Origin of the sequence: Terribacillus jepli, from assembly GCF_047228925.1 — a bacterium.
Lineage (GTDB): Bacteria > Bacillota > Bacilli > Bacillales > Amphibacillaceae > Terribacillus.
In genome coordinates, this window is sequence record NZ_JBFEGH010000008.1 from 131,699 (window position 1) to 151,892 (window position 20,194).

A 20,194-nucleotide genomic window follows, 5' to 3' on the forward strand; every position below is an offset into this window, starting at 1 on the left:
ACTTATTTCCCTTCTTTGACGCTCGAGCGGAACATCTCAAACGTACCTTTGAATACTTGTTCCTGATCCACAGCACTATCCACTTGGATGACCGTCCGCTTCCTGTCCTGCCGAATGACCTTCGCTTTCGCTACTACCCGCTCGTGGAGTTTCACTTGTCTTGTGAAGGTGATTTCGGAGTGGAAAGTAAGGGCAAACGGATCATCGATCAGCGCCACAGCGAGCGAGTTGGCCTGCGCAAACAGGTGATGCCCCCTGGCGATCTGGTTTCGTGAGAAAACATGCTCTGGCTTGATATCCAATATGCTGATTGCCCGTTCATCCAGTTCCAAATCAATGATTTCCCCGATGACTTCATCAATATTGATGGATTTCACGGTTTCATTCCATTGCGAATTGGCGACGTGCTTGATTCGTTCCCGTAATTCCGGTATCGTTAGCTCCATTCTGTCCAGTCGGATTGTCTGGATGCTGACGCCGAATTTTTTTGCCAATTCCTCGTCTGTGATAAACGGTGTTTTTTCAATCGTTTCCCGCAGTAAGTCCTGTCTGTCTTTTTTGCTTCTTCTCATTTCTCCACCGCCAAAATTAAGACTAGGTACTAAAAGTAATATATAATAGCAGCCCAGAATTTGCAACCGCCGTTTTTAGTCCAATACGTTTCCATTCAAGGCAAACTCAGCGTCCAGTGCTTGCAATAAATTACGATAAGCCGGGTCGTTTTCAAGCCTTTCCTCTGCTATGATTTGCTCTGCATCCTTACGCGCCGTTTCCAGAGCACGATAATCATGCACCATATCCCCCACCTTGAATTCCGGTATACCGCTCTGCTTTTTCCCGAAGAAATCACCTGGTCCGCGAAGCTGCAAATCTTGTTCGGAAAGCTCGAAACCATTATTTGTTTCGGTCATGATACGCATTCGCTCCTTGCCGATTTCCCCTTTCGGTTCCGCAATCAGGATACAATAGCTTTGCGCATCTCCCCGGCCCACTCGCCCACGAAGCTGATGCAGCTGTGACAAGCCAAAACGTTCCGCATCGTAGATGATCATCAAAGTGGCATTGGGTACGTTCACCCCTACTTCAACTACCGTAGTGGATACAAGCACTTGTGTATCATTGGCCGCGAACTCCTTCATCACTTCTTCCTTCTCATCGGCGGGAAGCCGCCCATGCATGAGCCCGACATGGATATCCGGTTCGAAAACAGCAGACAGCATTTCATGCAAATCGACGGCATTCTGGATGTCCAGCTTGTCCGATTCCTCGATCAGCGGGCTGATCACATATGCCTGATGACCTGCTGAAACTTCCTTGCGGATGAAATCCAGCACCCTGTCAATCGTATTTTCCTTCACCCAGTAGGTTTCTATTTCTTTGCGGCCGGCCGGCATCTCATCGATTGCTGATACATCCATGTCCCCAAAAGCAGTGATCGCCAGGGTACGCGGAATCGGGGTGGCTGTCATGAACAGGACATCCGGGTGCAAGCCTTTATCACGAAGTGTCCGCCTCTGCGCAACACCGAAACGATGCTGTTCATCAACGATGGCCAATGCAAGATCACGGAAATGGACTTCATCCTGGATCAGCGCATGCGTCCCGACCAGGATATCCACTTCACCATTTGCAACTTGTTCAAGAACGGCTTTCCGGCGCTTGCCTTTAACGCTTCCAGTCAGAAGCGCTACAGTGGCAAAGCCATCCAGCATCCCGCTAAGAGATTGGGCATGCTGTTCTGCCAATATCTCTGTCGGAACCATGATGGCACCCTGCTTGCCAGCTGTCACAGCTGCATAAAGTGCAACTGCGGCAACTGCTGTTTTACCTGAACCCACGTCCCCCTGCAGCAGACGATTCATCCGATATGACGATTTAAGATCGCGCATGATCTCTGTCAATACACGCTGCTGGGCGTTCGTCAACGTAAATGGCAAGGTAGCAACGAATGCTTGTACCCTCTCGTTATCGAAGCTTAAGCTCCCCCCGCTGGAAGCTTCCCGTTTTTGTTTTCGGATAAATTGCATCTTCAGCTGGAAAAGGAGGAATTCTTCGTAAGTGAATCGCCTCCTCGCATGAGCCAAAGCTTTTCTATCAGGCGGAAAATGCATATGCTGCAGTGCTGTTTTCCGGTCAGGCATTTTATAGGATGCCAAATAAGAAGAAGGTAGAATCTCTTCGATTTCGTCGTCATATTGTTCCAGTGCTTGTTTCACACTTTTTTGCAGCTGTCTAACCGTCACCGATCCTTTCACACCGTAAACAGGCTGTACAGGAGTCAGTTCATCTGCTCCGCCAACCTTGAAATTACTAGCCGTAAGCTGCAGGCGATGCTGATCCCATTTTCCCGTCATCGTCACTTTCCGGCCCGGCAGCAGCTGTTTCTGCGCAAATGCACGATTGAACATGATCGCCTTCACTGCAACATTTTCCACCAAAAGTGTCACAGTCAATTTATTTTTCTTCCGTCCATAGTATTGCACATGGGCAGGGGAAGCGATTTCACCTTCAATCGTCACTTTATCATCATGAATCAGTTCTGCGAGCGGCTGCACATCGAAAATATCATAGCGATATGGCAGATGAAAAAGGAGATCTTCGACTGTGAAGATCCCCATATTCGCTAATCCTTCCGCAAGCTTTGCACCGATTCCCTTGACTTGATCAACCGGTTGCTTCAACACATTCCTCACTCTTTCCCTTTTGTTATCCCATAAATCATATCTGCCAGTCTGCGCCCAGTCGGCGTGGCAGCCAATCCGCCTTCCGCTGTTTCCCGAAGTGCTGACGGCATGGAACGGCCGATCCGGTACATGGCTCCAATCACTTCATCACAAGGTATTCTGCTTGTGATACCCGCCAGCGCCATATCAGCAGATACGATGGCGTTAGAAGCACCAGCAGCGTTTCGCTTGATACACGGCACTTCTACTAGACCAGCTACAGGATCACATACAAGGCCAAGCATGTTTTTTAATGTTATCGCAAATGCTTCGGCACTTTGTTCTGGTGTACCGCCAGCCATTTCCACCACAGCTGCACTGGCCATCGCAGCAGCAGAGCCTACTTCAGCCTGGCAACCACCTTCAGCACCGCTGATGGATGCATTGTTGGCCACAACGAATCCGAAAGCTCCTGCTGTGAACAAGAAACGAACCATTTGCTCACGAGTCGGATTCAACCTTTCTTTAACAGCAAATAAAGCACCAGGTACACATCCTGCGCTTCCTGCAGTCGGAGTTGCACAAATCATTCCCATTGCTGCATTCACTTCATTCGTTGCAACAGCTTTACTGACTGCATCCAATAACAGATGCCCTGACAGTGTATTGCCTTTTTCCATGTATTGCTGAAGCAAGACGGCATCATTTCCAGTCAATCCAGAATGGGAGGTAACCCCCTTCAAACCGCGTTCCACTGCTTCTTCCATGATTTCCAGGTTGCGTTCCATCTGCCCCATGACTTCCTCGCGGGAACGCTGATGGACATCCATTTCCTGGCGGATCATCACTTCTGAGATAGAAATGCTGTCCGCATTCGCTTGTTCAAGCAATTCCGCTACATTGCGAAACATATTTCATTCCTCCTGTTAATTGATCAATCGGGATACCCGGTTGATGTGTGAAGCTTTCTCCAGAATACGCATCACATCATCCTCCACATTCTGATCCGTCTCGATCACCATCAGCGCATCCTTCCCGACATCCTTCCGGGAAACTTCCATATGCGCTATATTTATCTCGTGCTGTGCCAATATTTGCGTTACGGATGCAATTGCACCAAATCGATCGTTATGCATGATCAAAATAGCTGGTTTATTACCTGACATTCGCAGTTCAAAACCGTTCAGTTCGGTAATTTCCACTTTCCCACCGCCGATTGAGATACCGACCAGCTCCATGCTGCTGTCTTCGGTACCAAGCTTTACTCTGGCCGTGTTCGGATGATCTGTCGCAGCAGTATCTTCTATGAATTCTATTTTCATATTTTGTTTATCTGCTGTTTCCAGTGCGAACCTGATTCGATCATCATCAGTGTCATAACCAAGCAAACCGCCGACAATTGCCAAATCGGTACCATGCCCGCGATACGTTTTTGCAAATGAACCATATAAATGGATCGTCGCCCAAGTCGGCTCTTTCCCGAAAATCAGCCTGGCGGCACGACCGATTCGGGCTGCACCGGCAGTATGAGAACTGGATGGGCCGACCATGACCGGCCCGATAATATCGAATACGGATTGATATTTCATAGGCTCACTCCTCTTGCTTCTATTTTATCATGCATCACACATATGTTCCTACTGCAACCAATGAAAAAAGCTCCCGTCAAGGAGCTTTCCCCACTCTTATTCAACTGCAACCAAGTACGTGTAAACCGGCTGATTGCCTTCATGGACCTCAATCTCCGCTTCAGGGAATTTCGCTTCGACGAAATCCTCCAAGCGGTCGTCCGCTCCGGTCGCATCTTCTCCGCGGATGACTGTAATCAATTCATCTTCATCACTTACCATTTTCTCAAGCAATAGCTCCAGCGCTGCTTCTGCATCGGAAGCAGCTGAGATGATCTTGCCTTCCAAAATAGCAATGTGCTGGCCTTCCTTGATTGTGACGCCTTCGATTGTCGTATCGCGAACAGCATGCGTCACCTGACCGGATTTCACTTGTGTCAATGCTTCCGTCATGGCCTCTCTATTAGCATCTGCCGACTGAGATGCCTCAAAAGCAAGCAAGGATCGCATACCCTGCGGAATCGTTTTGGTCGGAACCACAAAAGCTTGTACCTCAGCCATGGAAGCAGCTTGCTCAGCGGCCATTATGATATTCTTATTATTAGGCAGTATATAAACAGATTCCGCATTCGCTGCTTTGATGGCATCAGCAATGTCCTGCGTGCTCGGATTCATCGTCTGTCCGCCTGAAATGACAGTATTTGCACCAAGGCTTTCAAACAAAGCTTTCACACCATCACCCATCGCCACTGTGACAATAGCGTGTTGGTTTCGTTCCTGCTTTTCTTTTTTACCGACGATAGCTGCATGCTGTTCCCGCATATTTTCGATTTTCATATTGATTAAACTGCCATAGCGTTGGCTGTATGTCATGACTTCCCCTGGATATTCCGTATGGATATGCACCTTCACGACATCCTCATCGGCGACCACCAGCAAGGAATCCCCTCTACCGTTCAAATTCTCACGATAAGCTTGTTCATCGAATGGATTTTCCTTCAGTTTGTCCGCTTCGAATTTGACCATGAATTCCGTGCAATAGCCATACGTGATATCAGCTGTATCCAAAAAATCCTGCGCCTGCTTGTGGTGCTCTGCACTCACAAGATTCTCCATCTTGCCATGCTGAACCTCAGCAGGAAGCTCTTCCCCTGTCAAAGCGGCAAGGAAACCTTCATAAACTGTGACCAGTCCCTGGCCACCGCTATCCACAACGCCGACTTCCTTGAGAACAGGAAGTAAATCAGGAGTTCGGCTCAGACTGTTTCTTGCAGCTTCCACCACAAATCTGAATAACGCCACCGGGTCGGCTTCAGTCTTTGATTTTTCGACAGCCGCAGCCGCAGCATCCTTCGCTACAGTCAGAATTGTCCCTTCGACAGGTTTCATGACTGCTTTATATGCAGTTTTAACACCAGCATCCAATGCATTGGCAAGCTTGCCTGCAGTCAGTTCCTTGTTTCCTTCCAGCGCTTTGGCAAAACCGCGGAAAAGCTGAGAAAGTATGACTCCTGAGTTTCCTCTTGCCCCCATCAGCAAACCTTTGGCAAAGGCTGCAGCAAGCACGCCGACTTCTTCGCTGTCCGATTCTTGGACAGCCTTTGCCCCAGACGTAATCGTTAAGTTCATGTTCGTACCTGTATCGCCGTCCGGCACAGGAAATACATTCAATGCATCAATCGTCTTGGCGTTATCCGCCAGATGATGTGCACCGGTCAGCAGCATCCCCGCAAATGTCTTCCCATCCACATTTCCAACACTCAAACTGTTTCCTCCTTAAATCTGCCGGCTATTCTAGTCTGCAGAAACGCTGACGCCTTGAATATAAATGTTCACAGAGCTCGTCAGCACGCCCAATGCCCGATCCAATGTATATTTCACTTGTGATTGCACATTATGTGCAACCTCGGATATTTTCGTTCCATAACTTACGATAATATGCAAGTCGATCTGGACTTTGTTGTCCGCCTGGGTTACGACTATTCCTTTTGAATAGTTCTCCCTGCGGAGAATTTCTGCAATGCCGTCACGTAATTGATGTCTGGAAGCCATACCGACGATGCCATAGCATTTTACGGCGGCACTCCCAGCCAATGTTGCGATTACATCCGTTGCAATCGTGATTCTTCCATCTTCTGTAGTCAGATGAAGGCTCATGCGGCTCCTCCTAACGCTTATCAAATCTATTCCTACTATACTATATGGAAGCTTTATTTGAAAGCGGATTAAAAATAGCCCTTTCTACAATGCCAGCTAAACAGAATACTGTCAAGTAATTTTTCTTGATATATTTTTGTTAGATTATTGCATTACGCGCCAAGTTGTGATAAATTTGTTTAGTGTTACAAACTACTCGTCATATTAGGAGGGATAACATGGGACGCAAATGTGTAATCACAGGACGCACAACTCGTTCTGGTAATGCTCGTTCTCATGCCATGAACGCTAATAAACGTACTTGGAAAGCAAACGTTCAAAAAGTTCGCATCCTTGTTGATGGTAAACCTAAAAAAGTTTACGTTTCAGCTCGTGCGCTTAAAAAAGGTAACATCGAACGCGTATAAATAGCATTTCTAAAATACTTTTATGGTAGCATTCGCATGCGACAAAAAAAGCACCCTTTTTCAAAAGGAGTGCTTTTTTTGTGCTAATCTTTTTTAAACGTTCCGATAATGACACGGACGAAGCCACCGATGAACCTCGGGAGTTTAAAGGTATAGAATTTCATAAGTTCCCCTTCCTCCTTTTTCCTGAGCAGCCTAACGCTGTAGCTTTTAAACATCCTTGCTCTTTATCATTATTACTATGCCTGAGGTGAATGAATAAGTACCAGTTTGTGCAACAAGCTCATTGGAGATGGACAGCGTCTCGCCCCAATGGATTGAAGCATCTGTTAAAGGATATTTAAAGCCGGTCAAGGTTAGACCAGTAACTTGCTCAGAGAAGGAAAGAAATGATACATAACGGTATGTATCATCTTGTATTGTTCGGTATGTACCTGGTCTGTGCATGCGGATCATGTTCTGCTTGTCGATGATGACGGCCTGATCAAATGCATCAAGCAGCCTGAAAAGCATCTGGATATTGATCAGTTCATGGTCAAGCCTTCCGCCAGTCACTCCATACAGGGCCACATCACTTGCACCGATTTCTTCCGCATGACGAATTGCCAGTTCAAAATCCGTTTCATCTTTTTCCGGCGGGTACATGAGTACTTGATCAGCATATTGATGGATCAACACCAAATCCGCATCTGACACCGAATCAAAGTCTCCTATCGCCAGCTTCATCCGGATACCGGCAGACGCCAGTGCTTTTGCACCAGCATCGGCTCCGATCCATATCTGATGGTTTTCAGCGTGTAAATCCGGCAGTCTGCCAGCACCTCCGACCACCCCGATACTAAATTTTGCTGCCATTTGTCATTCAGCCGCTTCCCGAATTGCTGCAATTGCCGCTGCCCGGTCTTCCTGGCCATAGACCGCACTGCCGGCGACCAGTACATCCGCACCGGCATCCGTACATAATTTAGCTGTATCGGCATTCACACCGCCATCGATTTCGATTTCGAAGTCGATTCCCAGCGCTGTGCGAAGGCTTGCTAATTCTTCCACCTTCTTCAATACAGATGGAATGAAGCGCTGACCGCCAAAACCAGGGTTGACCGTCATCAAAAGTACCATATCAACCTCCGGCAAAATTTCTTCGATCAAACTGACAGGTGTGGCCGGATTCAACACGACCCCTGCCTTGACTCCCAGTTCCTTGATCATCGTGATGGTGCGGTGCAGGTGGATGCACGTCTCCTGATGTACAGTGATGATATCGGCACCAGCCTTTACGAATGCTTTGATATATTGTTCGGGTTTTTCAATCATGAGATGAACATCGAGCGGAAGCTCCGTCACAGGACGAATCGCCTCGACGATCAGCGGTCCGATCGTAATATTCGGAACAAAATGTCCATCCATTACATCCACGTGGATGTAATCGGCTCCGCCTTTTTCCACATCACGGATTTCCGCAGCCAGGTTGGCAAAGTCAGCTGAAAGAATAGATGGTGCGATTTTTGTCATCATTAATACCTCGGCTTTCTCGATTTGATTTCCTCAAGGAACTGCAAATAATGCGTGTAGCGGTATTCCGGAATCTCCCCTGCGTCCACCGCTTGCTTCACTGCACATTTAGGTTCCTTGTGATGCATACAGCCCCTGAATTTACAGCTGTCTTCCCGCTCCCTGAATTCCGGGAAGCATGATGGCAGCTCTTCGGCTTCTAATTCAGTAAATTCCAGCGAACTGAATCCCGGGGTATCGGCGACAAGACCGCCGCCAATCGGAATCAGCTCTACATGTCTGGTCGTATGGCGGCCACGTCCAAGACTTTCGGATATTTCCTTTGTTTCCAGCTCCAGCCGCGGATCGATGGCGTTCAGCATCGATGATTTGCCGACACCTGACTGCCCCGCTATAACCGAGATTTTGTCTTTCATATGGAGCTTGACTCGATCCAAATTAGTTTCTTCCTTGGAAGAAAACATCTCCACGGGATATCCGAAGCGCTGATAATCTTCTTTAAATGCTTCCATCCTAGCTAGTTCATCTGTCGACAGCATGTCCATTTTCGTAATGAAAATAACCGGCTCGATATGCTTTGATTCCACTAAAACTAGGAATCGGTCGAGTAAAGCCGTACTGAAATCCGGCTGTGCTGCCGACGTTACGATGATGGCCTGATCGATATTTGCAATCGGCGGCCTGATGAGCTCATTTTTTCGCGGCAGGACATCCAGCACATAACCTTCCTTTTTTGTCTTTGCCTCGAATTCCACTTCATCACCGACAAGCGGCGTTATCTTTTGTTTGCGAAACACACCTCTGCCACGGCATTGATAGGTTTCTCCGTCATCTGTCAGGACATAATAAAACCCGCTCAATGCTTTCATAATCTTACCTGATGGCATTTATTCACCTTCCCTGTCTTCATACGGAACAGTTTTTTCCAAGAACACTTCGTCATTTCGAAGTACGCGATATTCAGCTTCCCCGCCTGCCGGTATGCTGAGTGTGAGCGAAATTTCTTCATCCTCTGTGATCAAACGTTCATCATAAAGTTCCGTCACATCATGATCGGCATCACCGACGTATATCTGAACAAGTTGCGGGACAGGTTCATCCTGTCCCTCCCCTGTTCCTTCCGCATCCCCCGTTTGAGCATCCTCTGGTTCATATGGAACAGTAAAAGTCACGGTATGTGTTGCGGGCGGAAGATTCTCCGGACCAGTCGAGACATACAGATCGACACTGCCATTTTCTTCAATCGACTGTCCCGCTCTTGGTTCATGACGGATCACGACGCCTTCTTCGACTTCATTAGATGGCTGTTCGATGAAACTGCCATCAAGATTATTCTTATCCAAGTAAGATTGAGCCTCTTCTTCCGTCATACCCGTAAGATCCGTCAATGTCACCGCTTCCGGTCCCTTGCTCACTTCAAAGATGACAGTCGTGTCTTCCGGAACCACTTTGGATCCAGCTTGAGGCTGGATCTGGGAGATGATCGTACCAACCGGTTCATCCGAGAACTCTTCATAAGAGCGTACATTTTTATATCCCTTATCATCCAACAGTTTTTCCACTTGGGAGAATGATTTGCCCTCATAATCATCGAACTCTTCTTTTTCCTTCCCAATGCTTGTGTAAACCGTGACACTGGTGCCTTCCTTGATTTTACTGCCGGCTGAAGGATCCGTCTTGACGACATTCCCTTCCTCCACTGTATCAGATGCCGTAGCTTCGCGTTTTACATGCAAATCCAGATCGGATAGCTTATCAACTGCATCTGCATAAGAGTCTCCAGTCACATCGATCATCGTAACTTCCTTCGGCGTCGTCGCAAGCACCAGACCTATTCCCGTACCCGCCAGCACCAAAATGATGACAGCAATCCATAAAAGGACTTTCCAGCGTTTTTTCTTCTTTTTTGGCTTTTCTTCTTGTTTCGGCGGATTCGTATGACCGTTATGTACGATCGTATCGGCTAATGACGCTTGATTAAGGTCTTTCTCGGATATGATCGGAATCGCCTTGGTCGTTTCGCCATCGTCCTTAGGCGGCGTGAAGCGCGGTTCATCCGCTCTGGACGGATCCAGACATGTTTCCAGATCAGCTTCCATATCGTAGGTGCTCATATAACGGTAAAAAGGATCTTTTGTTGTGGCTTTCAGCACGATATTCTCCACACTTTGTGGGATATCGCCAGTCCAGCGTCTGACCGATGGGGTTTCCGTCTGCAAATGCTTCAAAGCGATGCTCACTGCTGATTCGCCGGAAAATGGCAGACGGCCGGTAAGCAATTCGAACATGACGATACCAAGGGAATAAACATCCGACTTCTTGGTTGCAATGCCTCCCCTTGCTTGTTCGGGAGACAAATAATGGACAGAGCCCAGCATGGCATTTGTCTGGGTCAAAGAGGTTGCACTCAGGGCTGTGGCAATACCAAAATCCGTCACCTTCACCTTGCCATAATCATCGATCAGGATATTCTGCGGTTTGATGTCGCGATGAACGATTCCATTGGCATGTGCGTGAGAAATCGCTGAGGTGACCTGTTTCATGATATCCACCGTATCAGGTACCACGATGGAACCATGCGTCTGTATGTATTGCTTCAATGTCATTCCGCTGACGTATTCCATGACCATATAGTAGATGCCCTCTTCATCGCCGACGTCATATATCGTGACGATATTCGGATGTGAAAGACTGGTAGCCGCATGGGCTTCCCGGTGGAATCTGGCGATGAATTCTTCATCATTGGCATATTCCAATTTCAGGACTTTGACGGCAACTTCACGATCGAGAATGACATCCTGAGCCAGATAGACATTTGCCATACCGCCTCCGCCGATCGGACGGTGAATTTCGTACCGTTCATTCAGCGTACGTCCTTCGAGCATGCTAAGCACCCTCCCGGACAGGTGTATCAGCCAAATCGGCTATGATCAAAGAAATATTATCTTCCCCGCCTCGCTCGTTGGCAACCGTCACGAGCTGGGCAGCGATATGTTCAATCTCTTCCCCCGATGTGAGATATTGCAAAAGCTCTTGCTTGTCAATTTTATTTGATAGTCCATCCGAGCATAACAGCAGACGATCACCGGCTTCCCAGGTGATGGATACCAAGTCCATCTCCACTTCCTGATCTGTCCCGAGTGCGCGCAGCAGAACATTCTTTCGCGGATGGTGCTCGGCATCCTGTTCCGTGATCTGACCCGATCGGACCAATTCATTTACAAGGGAGTGATCTTCCGTCACTTGCTTGAATCCCTCGTCATTCAGCAGATAGCAGCGGCTGTCGCCAATATGGGCAATTGTCACAAAATCATCTGTACAAACAGCTGCAACGATCGTCGTCCCCATACCTGACAATTCCTCGCTCTGACGTGACGCTTCATAAACACGCAGATTGACTTCTTTGATTGCTTGCTTGACTGCTTCTTCCGTCTGTTGCGGAGAATCGAAGACACTTGCGGATTCCCACCAGCTACGTAAATGGGAAATGGCAAGCTGACTGGCGACATCCCCCGCCTTGTGTCCGCCCATGCCATCTGCAATGACTGCTAGATATTGTTCATGGGAATTAGAGAACACCCCGCCTGCATCCTCATTATGACTTCTGATCTGGCCACGGTCGGTAATGAAAAAACCTCTCACGCTTTTCACCTCATCTATATGCAGTCTGTTTGCTGCTCCAAGTTTATCCTACCACATTTCTTACCCTTTTCTAACAAGTCGAACAAGGAAAAAGCCATCCGTATTGAAATCCTGCGGGAAAATCTGCAAACCCGCATCAGTCAGTCCAGGTGCATCGTGAATGGCTGGCGGCAAATCACTGCGGAAATCCGGATCGACTTCGAATTCAGGGTGCTGTTTTAGAAAAGCGCGGACAACTTGTTCATTTTCTGTTTGATCGACAGTACAAGTACTGTAGACAAGCTTCCCGCCTATTTTCAGAAGCGGCGCCACCTCTTCCAGCAGGTCGGCTTGAATGGAAGCAAGTGATAAGACATCCTGTGCCGACTTATGGTATTTGATATCAGGTTTACCTCTTAGCACACCTAGTCCGGAACAAGGTGCATCAAGCAGAATCCGATCGAAGCTCTCTCGTTCGTGTTTCTCCTGCAGCTTCCGGGCATCTGCCTGGTTGGCATCGATGATGGTCAGTTTGAGCTTTTCGGCTTTCTGCTGGACCTGTTTCGCTTTTTTGGCATGCAGGTCATACGCATAGAGCTTGCCTTGATTGTCCATCGTTTCCGCAATATGCGTCGTCTTGCCACCTGGCGCGCTGCAAGCATCGAGCACTGTCATCCCTGCTTTTGCATCCACCATCCGACCTGCAAGCATACTCGTCTGATCCTGGACGGTCACTTGATTGGAGAGGAATAGATCGCTTTTCAGGACATTGCCTTTTTCAATGATGATTCCTTGCGTATCGATGACAGAAGGACGGACAGTGAAGCCTTGGGCCTCCAGTTCCTCCATCGCTTTCTCACGTGTTGTAAGCAGTGGCTGTACGCGGACACTTATGGGCTTTTCCACCTGATTGACAGCACACATTTCCCGGGCTGTTTTCTCTCCATATTGTGAAATCCAGCGCTCAACCAACCAGCGGGGATGGCTCGTTTCCAATGCAATACGCTCTGCCGGGTCCTTGATTTCATCCAGATTCGGAAAGCCTTTTCGCTGCACGTTGCGCAGTACAGCATTCACAAGTGATGCAATACCTTTATGTCCCCGCTGCTTGGCGATTTCGACAGATTCATGGATGACAGCATGATCAGGCACCCGATCGAGCGCGTACATCTGATAAAAAGCAGACAGCAGGAGCCATTTGGCCCATGTTTCCAATTTCTTGGACACAAACCGACCGAGAAAATGCTCCAATGTCAGTTTATAAGACAACGTTCCATAGACGATTTCTGTCAGGAGTGCCGTATCCCGGCTGTCAAAGTCTTTTTTCCGTATTGCCTGATCAAGGAGCAGGTGACTGTAACCGCCCTGATCCCCGATCCGTGTCAATAATGTGACCGCTGTGTCACGCAGTTCATACTTCTTCATGCTGGCCCAACCTTTCTCCAGCTTGCATATCTTTACCGACACCGCGCAGATAATCTGCTGCAGTCATTTGTTTCTTGCCTGCCGGCTGAACCTGTGTCAATTTGACAGCTTTGTTGTTACCGCAAACAACAACGATACCGTCGGACTCGATTGCAGCAATGACCCCTGGTTCTCCGTCGTACTTTTGATCCAGCAGTTCACTGCCCCATATTTTGAAAGGCTTATCTTTGTATGTCGTGAAGGCGACCGGCCATGGGTGCATCCCACGGATATGATTGAATACTTCCCAGTTCGAACGGCTCCAATCAATCACTTCCTGTTCCCGTTTGATTGTCGGGGCAAAGGTCACCTTGTCTTCATCCTGCTTGATCGGTGTCACGTTTCGAGCAAAGATATCAGGAAGGATATCATGGATCATTTCCGCCCCAAGCACTGCCAATTTATCATGCATCGTTCCAACATGATCTTCCAATGTAATCGGAACAGAACGCTGCAGCAGCATATCGCCTGCGTCCAGTTTCTCTACCATATACATGATGGTGACGCCTGTCTCGGCTTTTCCTTGCTGGATGGCATAATGAATCGGTGCTCCGCCGCGGAGTTCCGGCAGCAGGGAAGCATGTACATTGATACAGCCATATTGCGGGTAATCAAGCAGTGCTTTGGGCAATATCTGGCCAAACGCAGCCGTTACGATCAAATCAGGCTCATAGGAAAAGATCTCTTCAAAACTTTCCTTGATTTTTTCCGGCTGATAAACCGGAATCCCGTGCTTCAGAGCTTCCTCCTTCACAGGTGAGCTGGTGAGGATGCGTTTGCGTCCTTTCGGGCGATCGGGCTGGGTGACGACGAGCACCACCTCGCAGTCTTCCTCTGTCAGCTGTTTCAGTACGGGCACCGCAAAATCGGGTGTACCCATGAATACGATACGTTTCATTCAAATAAGCTCCTTTCCTACATGAGCGAATACGGCTGTAAATCAACATGTATTTGCAAATCTTCTTTTTTCCGTGCGTCTTCGTAATGATGGAGGATTCTCCTGATCACATCCCGAAGGTTCGGTTCGTTTTTGTATTTTACCATGCACTGGAAGCGATATCTATCTTTGATCCGCGCCAGTGGTGATGGAGTCGGTCCAAGAATCCGGACTTGGTCGGACAAATGCTTCTGCAGCAGCTGTACGATTGTCTGTGTCGTCTGCATCGCCTTCACTTGGTTCTGGTGGCTGATGGTCATGAGCGCCAGATAATAGTACGGCGGATATTGAAAGGCCCGGCGTGTTTGCATTTCTGTTTGGAAAAATGGGCGGTAATCGCCTGCTGCAGCCAGTTCGACACTATAATGTTCCGGCGAATAAGTCTGGATGATGACTTCACCAGGCAAGCTGTGCCGTCCCGCACGTCCGCTTACCTGTGTCAGCAGCTGGAATGTTTTCTCTGCAGCTCGGAAATCCGGCAGATGCAGCATCGAGTCTGCTGCCAGGACACCAACAAGCGTCACTTTTTCAAAATCCAGACCTTTTGCGATCATCTGGGTACCGAGCAAGATATCGGCTTCGCCTCTGCCAAATGCACCTAGCAGCTTTTCATGTGCACCTTTTCTTCTCGTCGTATCGACATCCATCCGGATGACACGTGCTTCCGGGAGGAGCTGCGTGAGCGCTTCTTCGACTTTTTGAGTACCAGTTCCGAAGTAGCGGATCGTATCACTTTCACAAGCCGGACAAATCGAAGGAATCGGTTCTTCATAGCCGCAATAATGACATTTTAGCTGTTCACTGCTCCTATGATAAGTCAATGTAATATCGCAATGCGGGCACTCAACCGTATGACCGCAGTCACGGCACATGACAAAGGTACTGTAACCCCGGCGATTCAAGAACAAAACGGTCTGTTCCTTTCTGCGCAAGCGCTCCTTCATTTGTTCCAGTAAATCCCGGGAGAAGATCGAACGATTTCCCGCATGCAATTCATCCCTCATATCGACGATTTGATAATCGGGCATCGCTGCTTGATTCACGCGTTCGGGCAGCTCCAACATGTGGTAGACACCTTTTTCCGCTCTGGCAAATGATTCGAGCGAAGGTGTCGCACTGCCAAGGACAACAGGAGCCTGATGATACTCCCCTCGAAAAACGGCTATGTCCCTGGCATGGTATTTCGGATGATCTTCCTGCTTGTAGCTTGTTTCATGCTCTTCATCAATGATGATGATCCCCAAATTCTCAAAAGGTGCGAAAATGGCGGATCTTGCTCCGACAGCTACCTTGACTTGATTTCGCTGAATTTTCCGCCACTCATCATATTTTTCACCTGCTGATAAAGCACTGTGGAGCACGGCAACGTCAGAGCCGAATCTACCTTTGAATCGGTTGACTGTCTGTGGGGTAAGTGCAATTTCGGGAACGAGCACAATGGCTTCCTGTCCTTTTTCAAGTACTTGCTGGATTGCCTGCAAGTATACTTCCGTTTTCCCGCTTCCCGTGACACCATGCAATAGGAATACTTCATGTGATTCCGACTGGATGCTCCCCAGGATCGGTTCAAGTGCTTTTGCCTGTGAATCTGAAAGCTGCAGCGGCCTTGTACGTTCAATTTGCCTATCTTCATATGGGTCCCGGAGCACTTCTTTGTCATATGAGTGGAGCAAGCCTGTTTCCAGCAATGGCTTGAGAGTGGATGCTGTCGTCTCATACATGTCGAGCAAGTGCTTTTGTACGATCGGTCCTGGCTCTTCGATAAAATGCTCAAGCAGCGCTCTTTGTTTCATGGCACGAGCATTCACGGATTCAAGAGCCTTTTGAAGTTCTTCCACGTTCTTGCTGGCATCCACCATCCGGATTGTTTTCTTCGTTTCCTTGGAGTTGACTTGATAATGCAGTTCAATCTGCCCGGCTTTGATCGCTTGCTGGAGCGTTGCTAATGGTACGCCGCTATGCTCAAATTGTTCATAACCAGCAGTGTCTCCTTCCAGAAACAGCGGCTGCAAAGCTTCCGGTATATCTCCTGTCCGGATAAGCAGTTTCTGATATTTCGCCTTCATCGCTTGGGGCAGCATTGCCTGGAGAGCTGTGATGTGGAAACTCAATGTCTGCTCTCCCATCCACACTCCCAAATCAAGCAATTCAGGTGTCAGTGCCGGAAGCAAATCCATCGTTTCCTGTATTTCCTTCAGCTTGTCCACTTCAGCTGAGCTGCCGATCTCCAGGACAAAACCCATGATGCGGCGATTTCCGAATGGCACGACGACACGCATCCCCGGCTGCAGGACGCCAATCATATTCTCTGGTATCAGATAATCATACACGCGGTCGGTCTGACTAGCCGGGACGTCAACAACAACCTTCGCGATGTTCATTTTCTGTCAGCCTCCATATCTTCCAGGATTTCATCCAAAATCCGGTGAGCGATTTGTTTCTTCGTTTCAGTAGGAAGATGCTGTTCCTTGCCTTCTTTATTCAAATAAATCACTTCATTGGTGTCGGATTGAAAACCGCTGTCTGCTTTTCCGACTGTATTCACGCAAATGGCATCCAGACGCTTACGCTCAAGCTTCCCTTTGCCATATTCTATTGCATTGTCTGTCTCTGCCGCAAAGCCGACTAGGAACTGGTGCTGTTTCCGCTGTCCGAGCGTTTGGAGGATATCGGTCGTACGTTCCAACTCGATTGACAAATTGCCATCCTTTTTCTTCATTTTGGAATCAAAAGTCTGCACTGGCCGATAGTCAGCTACAGCTGCTGCCTTAATGACGATGTCCTGCTCCTCATACCGAGCCAGTACTTGATCGAGCATATCCTGGGCACTCGTAATATCCACTCGCTTTACACTCCGAGGTGCAATCAGCTGGGTCGGTCCGCTCACTAAGGTAACATCTGCTCCGCGTCTAGCGGCCGCTTCGGCAAGAGCATAACCCATCTTGCCCGAGGAATGATTCGTAAAGAAACGGACCGGATCGATCGTTTCCTGAGTCGGGCCGGCCGTGACTAACACACGTTTACCCGCCAAATCACGTATAGGTTCATTTCTTTCTTCCAGGATTCGGATGATGGATTCCGGTTCTTCCAGTCTGCCTTTGCCGACATATCCACAAGCAAGATAACCTGCTTCCGGTTCGATAAAATGATAGCCCCAATCATCCAACTGCTGCATATTGCGAATGACGGCAGGATGCGCATACATATGGACATTCATCGCAGGCGCTATATAGACAGGTGCCTCGGTCGCAAGCAATGTCGTCGTAAGCATATCGTCTGCGATACCATTGGCAAGCTTTCCGATCAGGTTGGCTGTTGCTGGTGCCAACAGGAATATATCTGCTTTATCTGCCAGGTCGATATGGGCGATTTTCTCCGGATGCTTCTCATCAAATGTATCAATGTATACCGGGTTACGGGATAAAGCTTGGAACGTAAGCGGTGTCACGAATTCTGCGGCATGCTTTGTCATGATGACGTGCACATCTGCACCCTTTTGAGTCAGTTTGCTTGTCAGTGCACATGCTTTATACGCTGCAATTCCTCCGGAAACTCCGAGACAAATCGTCTTTCCAGCTAAATTCATTTCACTTCCCCCTCCTGATGGACAATAAGAAAGAAACCCCCGCTAGGTGTTCACCATCGCGAGGGCATCTCCATCGGATGCACCTGGCATCCTCACCGTTTATTCTTCTGTATATTCCAATTGATCAGCTTGGATTTCTTCCAGCGCAATACCAACGTATTTATGAGATTTCGGATTGGCAATCTTCGTTGTCTTTGTCTCCTGCAGCTGACGAGCACGCTGGGATGACAATGAGACCAAAGTGTATTTCGAATTGATTTTTTCCTGTAGTTTATCAATAGACGGTTCTAGCATCATATCAATTTACCTCCAATGCTTTCTTGTATTCTTTTGCGACACGCTCGCGCTTGCAATGTTCACTCTGGACGATGGATTGGATTTTCGACACAGCATGATCTAGCTGATCATTGACCACGACATAGTCATAAGCATCCATCATCTCGATTTCGTCCCGGGCAGCGTTCAAACGGTTCTTGACAAGATCTGGTGTTTCGGTTCCACGTCCGACGATACGATTCTTCAATTCCTCCAGACTTGGCGGAATGAGGAAAATGAAAACGCCTTGCGGGAAGTTCTCTTTCACCTGAAGTGCACCTTGTACTTCAATTTCGAGAAAGACATCATGACCTGCTTCCAAAGTCTCTTCTACATAATCACGAGGAGTGCCATAATAATTGTCTACATAGCTCGCATATTCAAGGAGCTTATTCTGGCCAATCAAATGTTCGAATTCTTCCTTCGATTTATAGAAATAGTCCACGCCATCTTGTTCACCTGGCCGCATGTTCCTTGTTGTCATGCTGATCGAGTAGCGAAGATGTGTGTCCTGTTCGAATAATGCCTTCCTTACTGTCCCTTTTCCGACACCGGAAGGTCCGGACAGGATGAAAAGGATCCCTTTCTGTTCAATCATGTGCTTCCTCCTAGCTATTCCTCAGATAGTTCATCGTCACGCAGGACACGCTGGCCCACCGTCTCTGGCTGTACAGCCGAGAGGATGACGTGATCACTATCTGTGATGATGACAGCTCTTGTTCGCCGACCATATGTAGCATCCACCAGCTTATTCGCATCACGGGCAACCGTGATGATACGCTTGATGGGAGCCGATTCAGGAGAAACTATCGAGATAATCCTGGTTGCAGAAACGACATTTCCGAAACCGATATTGATTAATTTCAGACTCATCTTGCTTCTCCCTTCCTGCTGTACTGCTCTTCTTGACTGGCGCTGCAAAATAATTATATTGATCTCTCTTTCAAGTAAAGGGATGATGATAATTATTTTACCTTTATCATTAAATATATTTATTTTACTTAATGAGACTATCTTACATTATAATTATACTGATTGATAAACTCAATACTATTCTATATTTTGCACTTGTTCTTTTATTTTCTCCAGCTCCGATTTGAGGCTGACAACGATTATACTGATGGAGGAAGCTGTCGACTTGGATCCGATTGTATTCACTTCCCGCTGCATTTCCTGCAGGATGAAATCACATGTCCTGCCGACTGGCCCTTTTTTCTCCAGGTTCACAGCAAGCTGGTCCAAATGACTTTCCAACCGAATGAGTTCCTCTGTTATATCCCCTTTTTCAGCCAGCAGCGCTATTTCCTGATGCAAGCGGCTGCTTTCCGGTAATCCGTCGTCAACATAGCTTGCAACCCTGTCCTCGATGCGTTGTTTGTATGCTTCCATCACTTGGGGCCGTAGCTCTGTCAGCTGTTTCAGCATCGCTTGAATGGCCGTCATCCTGTTCTGGATGTCACTTGCCAAAGCAGTTCCTTCTGTCATCCGCATCAAGAGGAATTCTCCAAGTGCTTCTTGCAATGCCTTATCCACCAATCCAGGCAGTTCCGTCAGCTCAGGCTGTGCTTCTTCCACAAGAATATCTGCCGATTGCGTCAGCAATGTGTCGATCGTAATATCGCCACGCAGATCGAATGCTGACTTTATAGCTTTCAGCTTAACCATATAAGCTTCCGCTAATTCCCAGTCAATGGATATTTCTCGTTTTCGCAATGCCCCGCCTTCCACATCCACTGTCAGCTCAAGCTTCCCCCTGCTGACAGCTTGCTGCAGCTGATCCTTCACAGTCGCTTCTAAAACGGCGGCAGCTTTTGGCAGCTTGCATTTTATATCCAAGTACCTGTAATTGACGCTTTTTAATTCCGCTGTGACATTCAAACCGCTTCCGGATGCCGTACCTCTTCCATACCCTGTCATACTCCTAGTCAAGCTGATCCCTCCGGCTTTTTGGTAGTCACAGTGTA

The 20,194-nt window shown here is 48.0% G+C and carries 21 protein-coding genes; 1 reads left to right on the forward strand and 20 read right to left on the reverse strand.

From position 1 onward, the window contains the following. Positions 1-2: 2 nt before the first annotated feature. The 6 genes from fapR to AB1K91_RS10950 all read right to left on the reverse strand — a co-directional run bounded on the left by fapR (position 3) and on the right by AB1K91_RS10950 (position 6,388). Entirely contained in the window at positions 3-572 is a 570-nt protein-coding gene (gene fapR, locus AB1K91_RS10925) for a transcription factor FapR (RefSeq protein ID WP_413089872.1), read from the reverse strand. Between the two features lie 75 nt (positions 573-647). After that, positions 648-2,684, reverse strand: a complete 2,037-nt coding sequence (recG, locus tag AB1K91_RS10930) for an ATP-dependent DNA helicase RecG (RefSeq protein ID WP_413089873.1) — start codon at positions 2,682-2,684, stop codon at positions 648-650. 5 nt (positions 2,685-2,689) lie between these two features. Then, positions 2,690-3,574 carry an L-serine ammonia-lyase, iron-sulfur-dependent, subunit alpha gene (gene sdaAA / locus AB1K91_RS10935; RefSeq protein WP_413089874.1) on the reverse strand — a complete coding sequence of 295 codons (885 nt, stop codon included), beginning with the start codon at positions 3,572-3,574 and terminating at the stop codon, positions 2,690-2,692. A 15-nt stretch (positions 3,575-3,589) separates the two neighbouring features. Continuing rightward, positions 3,590-4,252: an L-serine ammonia-lyase, iron-sulfur-dependent subunit beta gene (gene sdaAB, locus AB1K91_RS10940; RefSeq protein ID WP_413089875.1), complete on the reverse strand. Its 663-nt coding sequence runs from the start codon at positions 4,250-4,252 to the stop codon at positions 3,590-3,592. Between the two features lie 96 nt (positions 4,253-4,348). Next, the gene (locus AB1K91_RS10945; RefSeq protein WP_413089876.1) at positions 4,349-5,995 is read right to left on the reverse strand and encodes a DAK2 domain-containing protein; all 1,647 of its coding nucleotides are present in this window, start codon (positions 5,993-5,995) and stop codon (positions 4,349-4,351) included. Positions 5,996-6,025: 30 nt separating this feature from the next. Beyond that, on the reverse strand, positions 6,026-6,388 hold the full coding sequence (locus tag AB1K91_RS10950) for an Asp23/Gls24 family envelope stress response protein (RefSeq protein ID WP_095214661.1): 363 nt from the start codon (positions 6,386-6,388) through the stop codon (positions 6,026-6,028). A gap of 218 nt (positions 6,389-6,606) precedes the next feature. On the opposite strand from AB1K91_RS10950, the gene rpmB reads away from it, so the two are divergent. Continuing rightward, entirely contained in the window at positions 6,607-6,795 is a 189-nt protein-coding gene (gene rpmB / locus AB1K91_RS10955; protein ID WP_038560076.1) for a 50S ribosomal protein L28, read from the forward strand. Between the two features lie 83 nt (positions 6,796-6,878). On the opposite strand, the gene spoVM is transcribed toward rpmB, so the two are convergent. The 14 genes from spoVM to AB1K91_RS11025 form a co-directional block, all read right to left on the reverse strand. Next, positions 6,879-7,013, reverse strand: a complete 135-nt coding sequence (gene spoVM / locus AB1K91_RS10960; protein WP_340082140.1) for a stage V sporulation protein SpoVM — start codon at positions 7,011-7,013, stop codon at positions 6,879-6,881. Further along, on the reverse strand, positions 7,006-7,650 hold the full coding sequence (locus tag AB1K91_RS10965; RefSeq protein ID WP_413089877.1) for a thiamine diphosphokinase: 645 nt from the start codon (positions 7,648-7,650) through the stop codon (positions 7,006-7,008). Before AB1K91_RS10965 ends, spoVM begins: the two co-directional genes overlap by 8 nt. Positions 7,651-7,653: 3 nt before the next feature. Further along, entirely contained in the window at positions 7,654-8,307 is a 654-nt protein-coding gene (rpe, locus tag AB1K91_RS10970) for a ribulose-phosphate 3-epimerase (protein ID WP_413089899.1), read from the reverse strand. A gap of 2 nt (positions 8,308-8,309) precedes the next feature. Next, positions 8,310-9,194 carry a ribosome small subunit-dependent GTPase A gene (gene rsgA / locus AB1K91_RS10975; RefSeq protein ID WP_413089878.1) on the reverse strand — a complete coding sequence of 295 codons (885 nt, stop codon included), beginning with the start codon at positions 9,192-9,194 and terminating at the stop codon, positions 8,310-8,312. After that, positions 9,195-11,192 (reverse strand): Stk1 family PASTA domain-containing Ser/Thr kinase, encoded by a 1,998-nt coding sequence (gene pknB / locus AB1K91_RS10980; RefSeq protein ID WP_413089879.1) that lies wholly within the window; start codon positions 11,190-11,192, stop codon positions 9,195-9,197. It lies immediately after the preceding gene. A gap of 1 nt (position 11,193) precedes the next feature. After that, on the reverse strand, positions 11,194-11,949 hold the full coding sequence (locus AB1K91_RS10985; protein ID WP_413089880.1) for a Stp1/IreP family PP2C-type Ser/Thr phosphatase: 756 nt from the start codon (positions 11,947-11,949) through the stop codon (positions 11,194-11,196). Between the two features lie 60 nt (positions 11,950-12,009). Further along, a complete protein-coding gene (gene rsmB, locus AB1K91_RS10990; RefSeq protein ID WP_413089881.1) occupies positions 12,010-13,353 on the reverse strand; it encodes a 16S rRNA (cytosine(967)-C(5))-methyltransferase RsmB in 1,344 nt (447 codons plus the stop codon). After that, positions 13,340-14,290 (reverse strand): methionyl-tRNA formyltransferase, encoded by a 951-nt coding sequence (gene fmt, locus AB1K91_RS10995; RefSeq protein ID WP_413089882.1) that lies wholly within the window; start codon positions 14,288-14,290, stop codon positions 13,340-13,342. The genes rsmB and fmt overlap by 14 nt, the downstream gene beginning before the upstream one ends. A 17-nt stretch (positions 14,291-14,307) precedes the next feature. After that, complete coding sequence (gene priA, locus AB1K91_RS11000) at positions 14,308-16,710, reverse strand: primosomal protein N' (protein ID WP_413089883.1); 2,403 nt, start codon at positions 16,708-16,710, stop codon at positions 14,308-14,310. Further along, complete coding sequence (coaBC, locus tag AB1K91_RS11005) at positions 16,707-17,915, reverse strand: bifunctional phosphopantothenoylcysteine decarboxylase/phosphopantothenate--cysteine ligase CoaBC (protein ID WP_413089884.1); 1,209 nt, start codon at positions 17,913-17,915, stop codon at positions 16,707-16,709. Before coaBC ends, priA begins: the two co-directional genes overlap by 4 nt. Positions 17,916-18,014: 99 nt before the next feature. Continuing rightward, complete coding sequence (gene rpoZ, locus AB1K91_RS11010; RefSeq protein ID WP_093726646.1) at positions 18,015-18,212, reverse strand: DNA-directed RNA polymerase subunit omega; 198 nt, start codon at positions 18,210-18,212, stop codon at positions 18,015-18,017. 1 nt (position 18,213) lies between these two features. Further along, complete coding sequence (gene gmk / locus AB1K91_RS11015; protein WP_093726647.1) at positions 18,214-18,828, reverse strand: guanylate kinase; 615 nt, start codon at positions 18,826-18,828, stop codon at positions 18,214-18,216. 14 nt (positions 18,829-18,842) lie between these two features. Then, positions 18,843-19,103 (reverse strand): extracellular matrix/biofilm regulator RemA, encoded by a 261-nt coding sequence (gene remA / locus AB1K91_RS11020; protein WP_093726648.1) that lies wholly within the window; start codon positions 19,101-19,103, stop codon positions 18,843-18,845. A gap of 177 nt (positions 19,104-19,280) precedes the next feature. Then, positions 19,281-20,159 (reverse strand): YicC/YloC family endoribonuclease, encoded by an 879-nt coding sequence (locus AB1K91_RS11025; RefSeq protein WP_413089885.1) that lies wholly within the window; start codon positions 20,157-20,159, stop codon positions 19,281-19,283. Positions 20,160-20,194: the final 35 nt, after the last annotated feature.

Coding starts and splice junctions, on each gene's coding strand:
- fapR (WP_413089872.1), bottom strand. CDS start 572: ATGAGAAGAAGCAAAAAAGACAGACAGGACTTACTGCGGGAAACGATT.
- sdaAA (WP_413089874.1), bottom strand. CDS start 3,574: ATGTTTCGCAATGTAGCGGAATTGCTTGAACAAGCGAATGCGGACAGC.
- sdaAB (WP_413089875.1), bottom strand. CDS start 4,252: ATGAAATATCAATCCGTATTCGATATTATCGGGCCGGTCATGGTCGGC.
- AB1K91_RS10950 (WP_095214661.1), bottom strand. CDS start 6,388: ATGAGCCTTCATCTGACTACAGAAGATGGAAGAATCACGATTGCAACG.
- rpmB (WP_038560076.1), top strand. CDS start 6,607: ATGGGACGCAAATGTGTAATCACAGGACGCACAACTCGTTCTGGTAAT.
- spoVM (WP_340082140.1), bottom strand. CDS start 7,013: ATGTTTAAAAGCTACAGCGTTAGGCTGCTCAGGAAAAAGGAGGAAGGG.
- AB1K91_RS10965 (WP_413089877.1), bottom strand. CDS start 7,650: ATGGCAGCAAAATTTAGTATCGGGGTGGTCGGAGGTGCTGGCAGACTG.
- rpe (WP_413089899.1), bottom strand. CDS start 8,307: ATGACAAAAATCGCACCATCTATTCTTTCAGCTGACTTTGCCAACCTG.
- rsgA (WP_413089878.1), bottom strand. CDS start 9,194: ATGCCATCAGGTAAGATTATGAAAGCATTGAGCGGGTTTTATTATGTC.
- pknB (WP_413089879.1), bottom strand. CDS start 11,192: ATGCTCGAAGGACGTACGCTGAATGAACGGTACGAAATTCACCGTCCG.
- rsmB (WP_413089881.1), bottom strand. CDS start 13,353: ATGAAGAAGTATGAACTGCGTGACACAGCGGTCACATTATTGACACGG.
- fmt (WP_413089882.1), bottom strand. CDS start 14,290: ATGAAACGTATCGTATTCATGGGTACACCCGATTTTGCGGTGCCCGTA.
- priA (WP_413089883.1), bottom strand. CDS start 16,710: ATGAACATCGCGAAGGTTGTTGTTGACGTCCCGGCTAGTCAGACCGAC.
- coaBC (WP_413089884.1), bottom strand. CDS start 17,915: ATGAATTTAGCTGGAAAGACGATTTGTCTCGGAGTTTCCGGAGGAATT.
- rpoZ (WP_093726646.1), bottom strand. CDS start 18,212: ATGATGCTAGAACCGTCTATTGATAAACTACAGGAAAAAATCAATTCG.
- gmk (WP_093726647.1), bottom strand. CDS start 18,828: ATGATTGAACAGAAAGGGATCCTTTTCATCCTGTCCGGACCTTCCGGT.
- remA (WP_093726648.1), bottom strand. CDS start 19,103: ATGAGTCTGAAATTAATCAATATCGGTTTCGGAAATGTCGTTTCTGCA.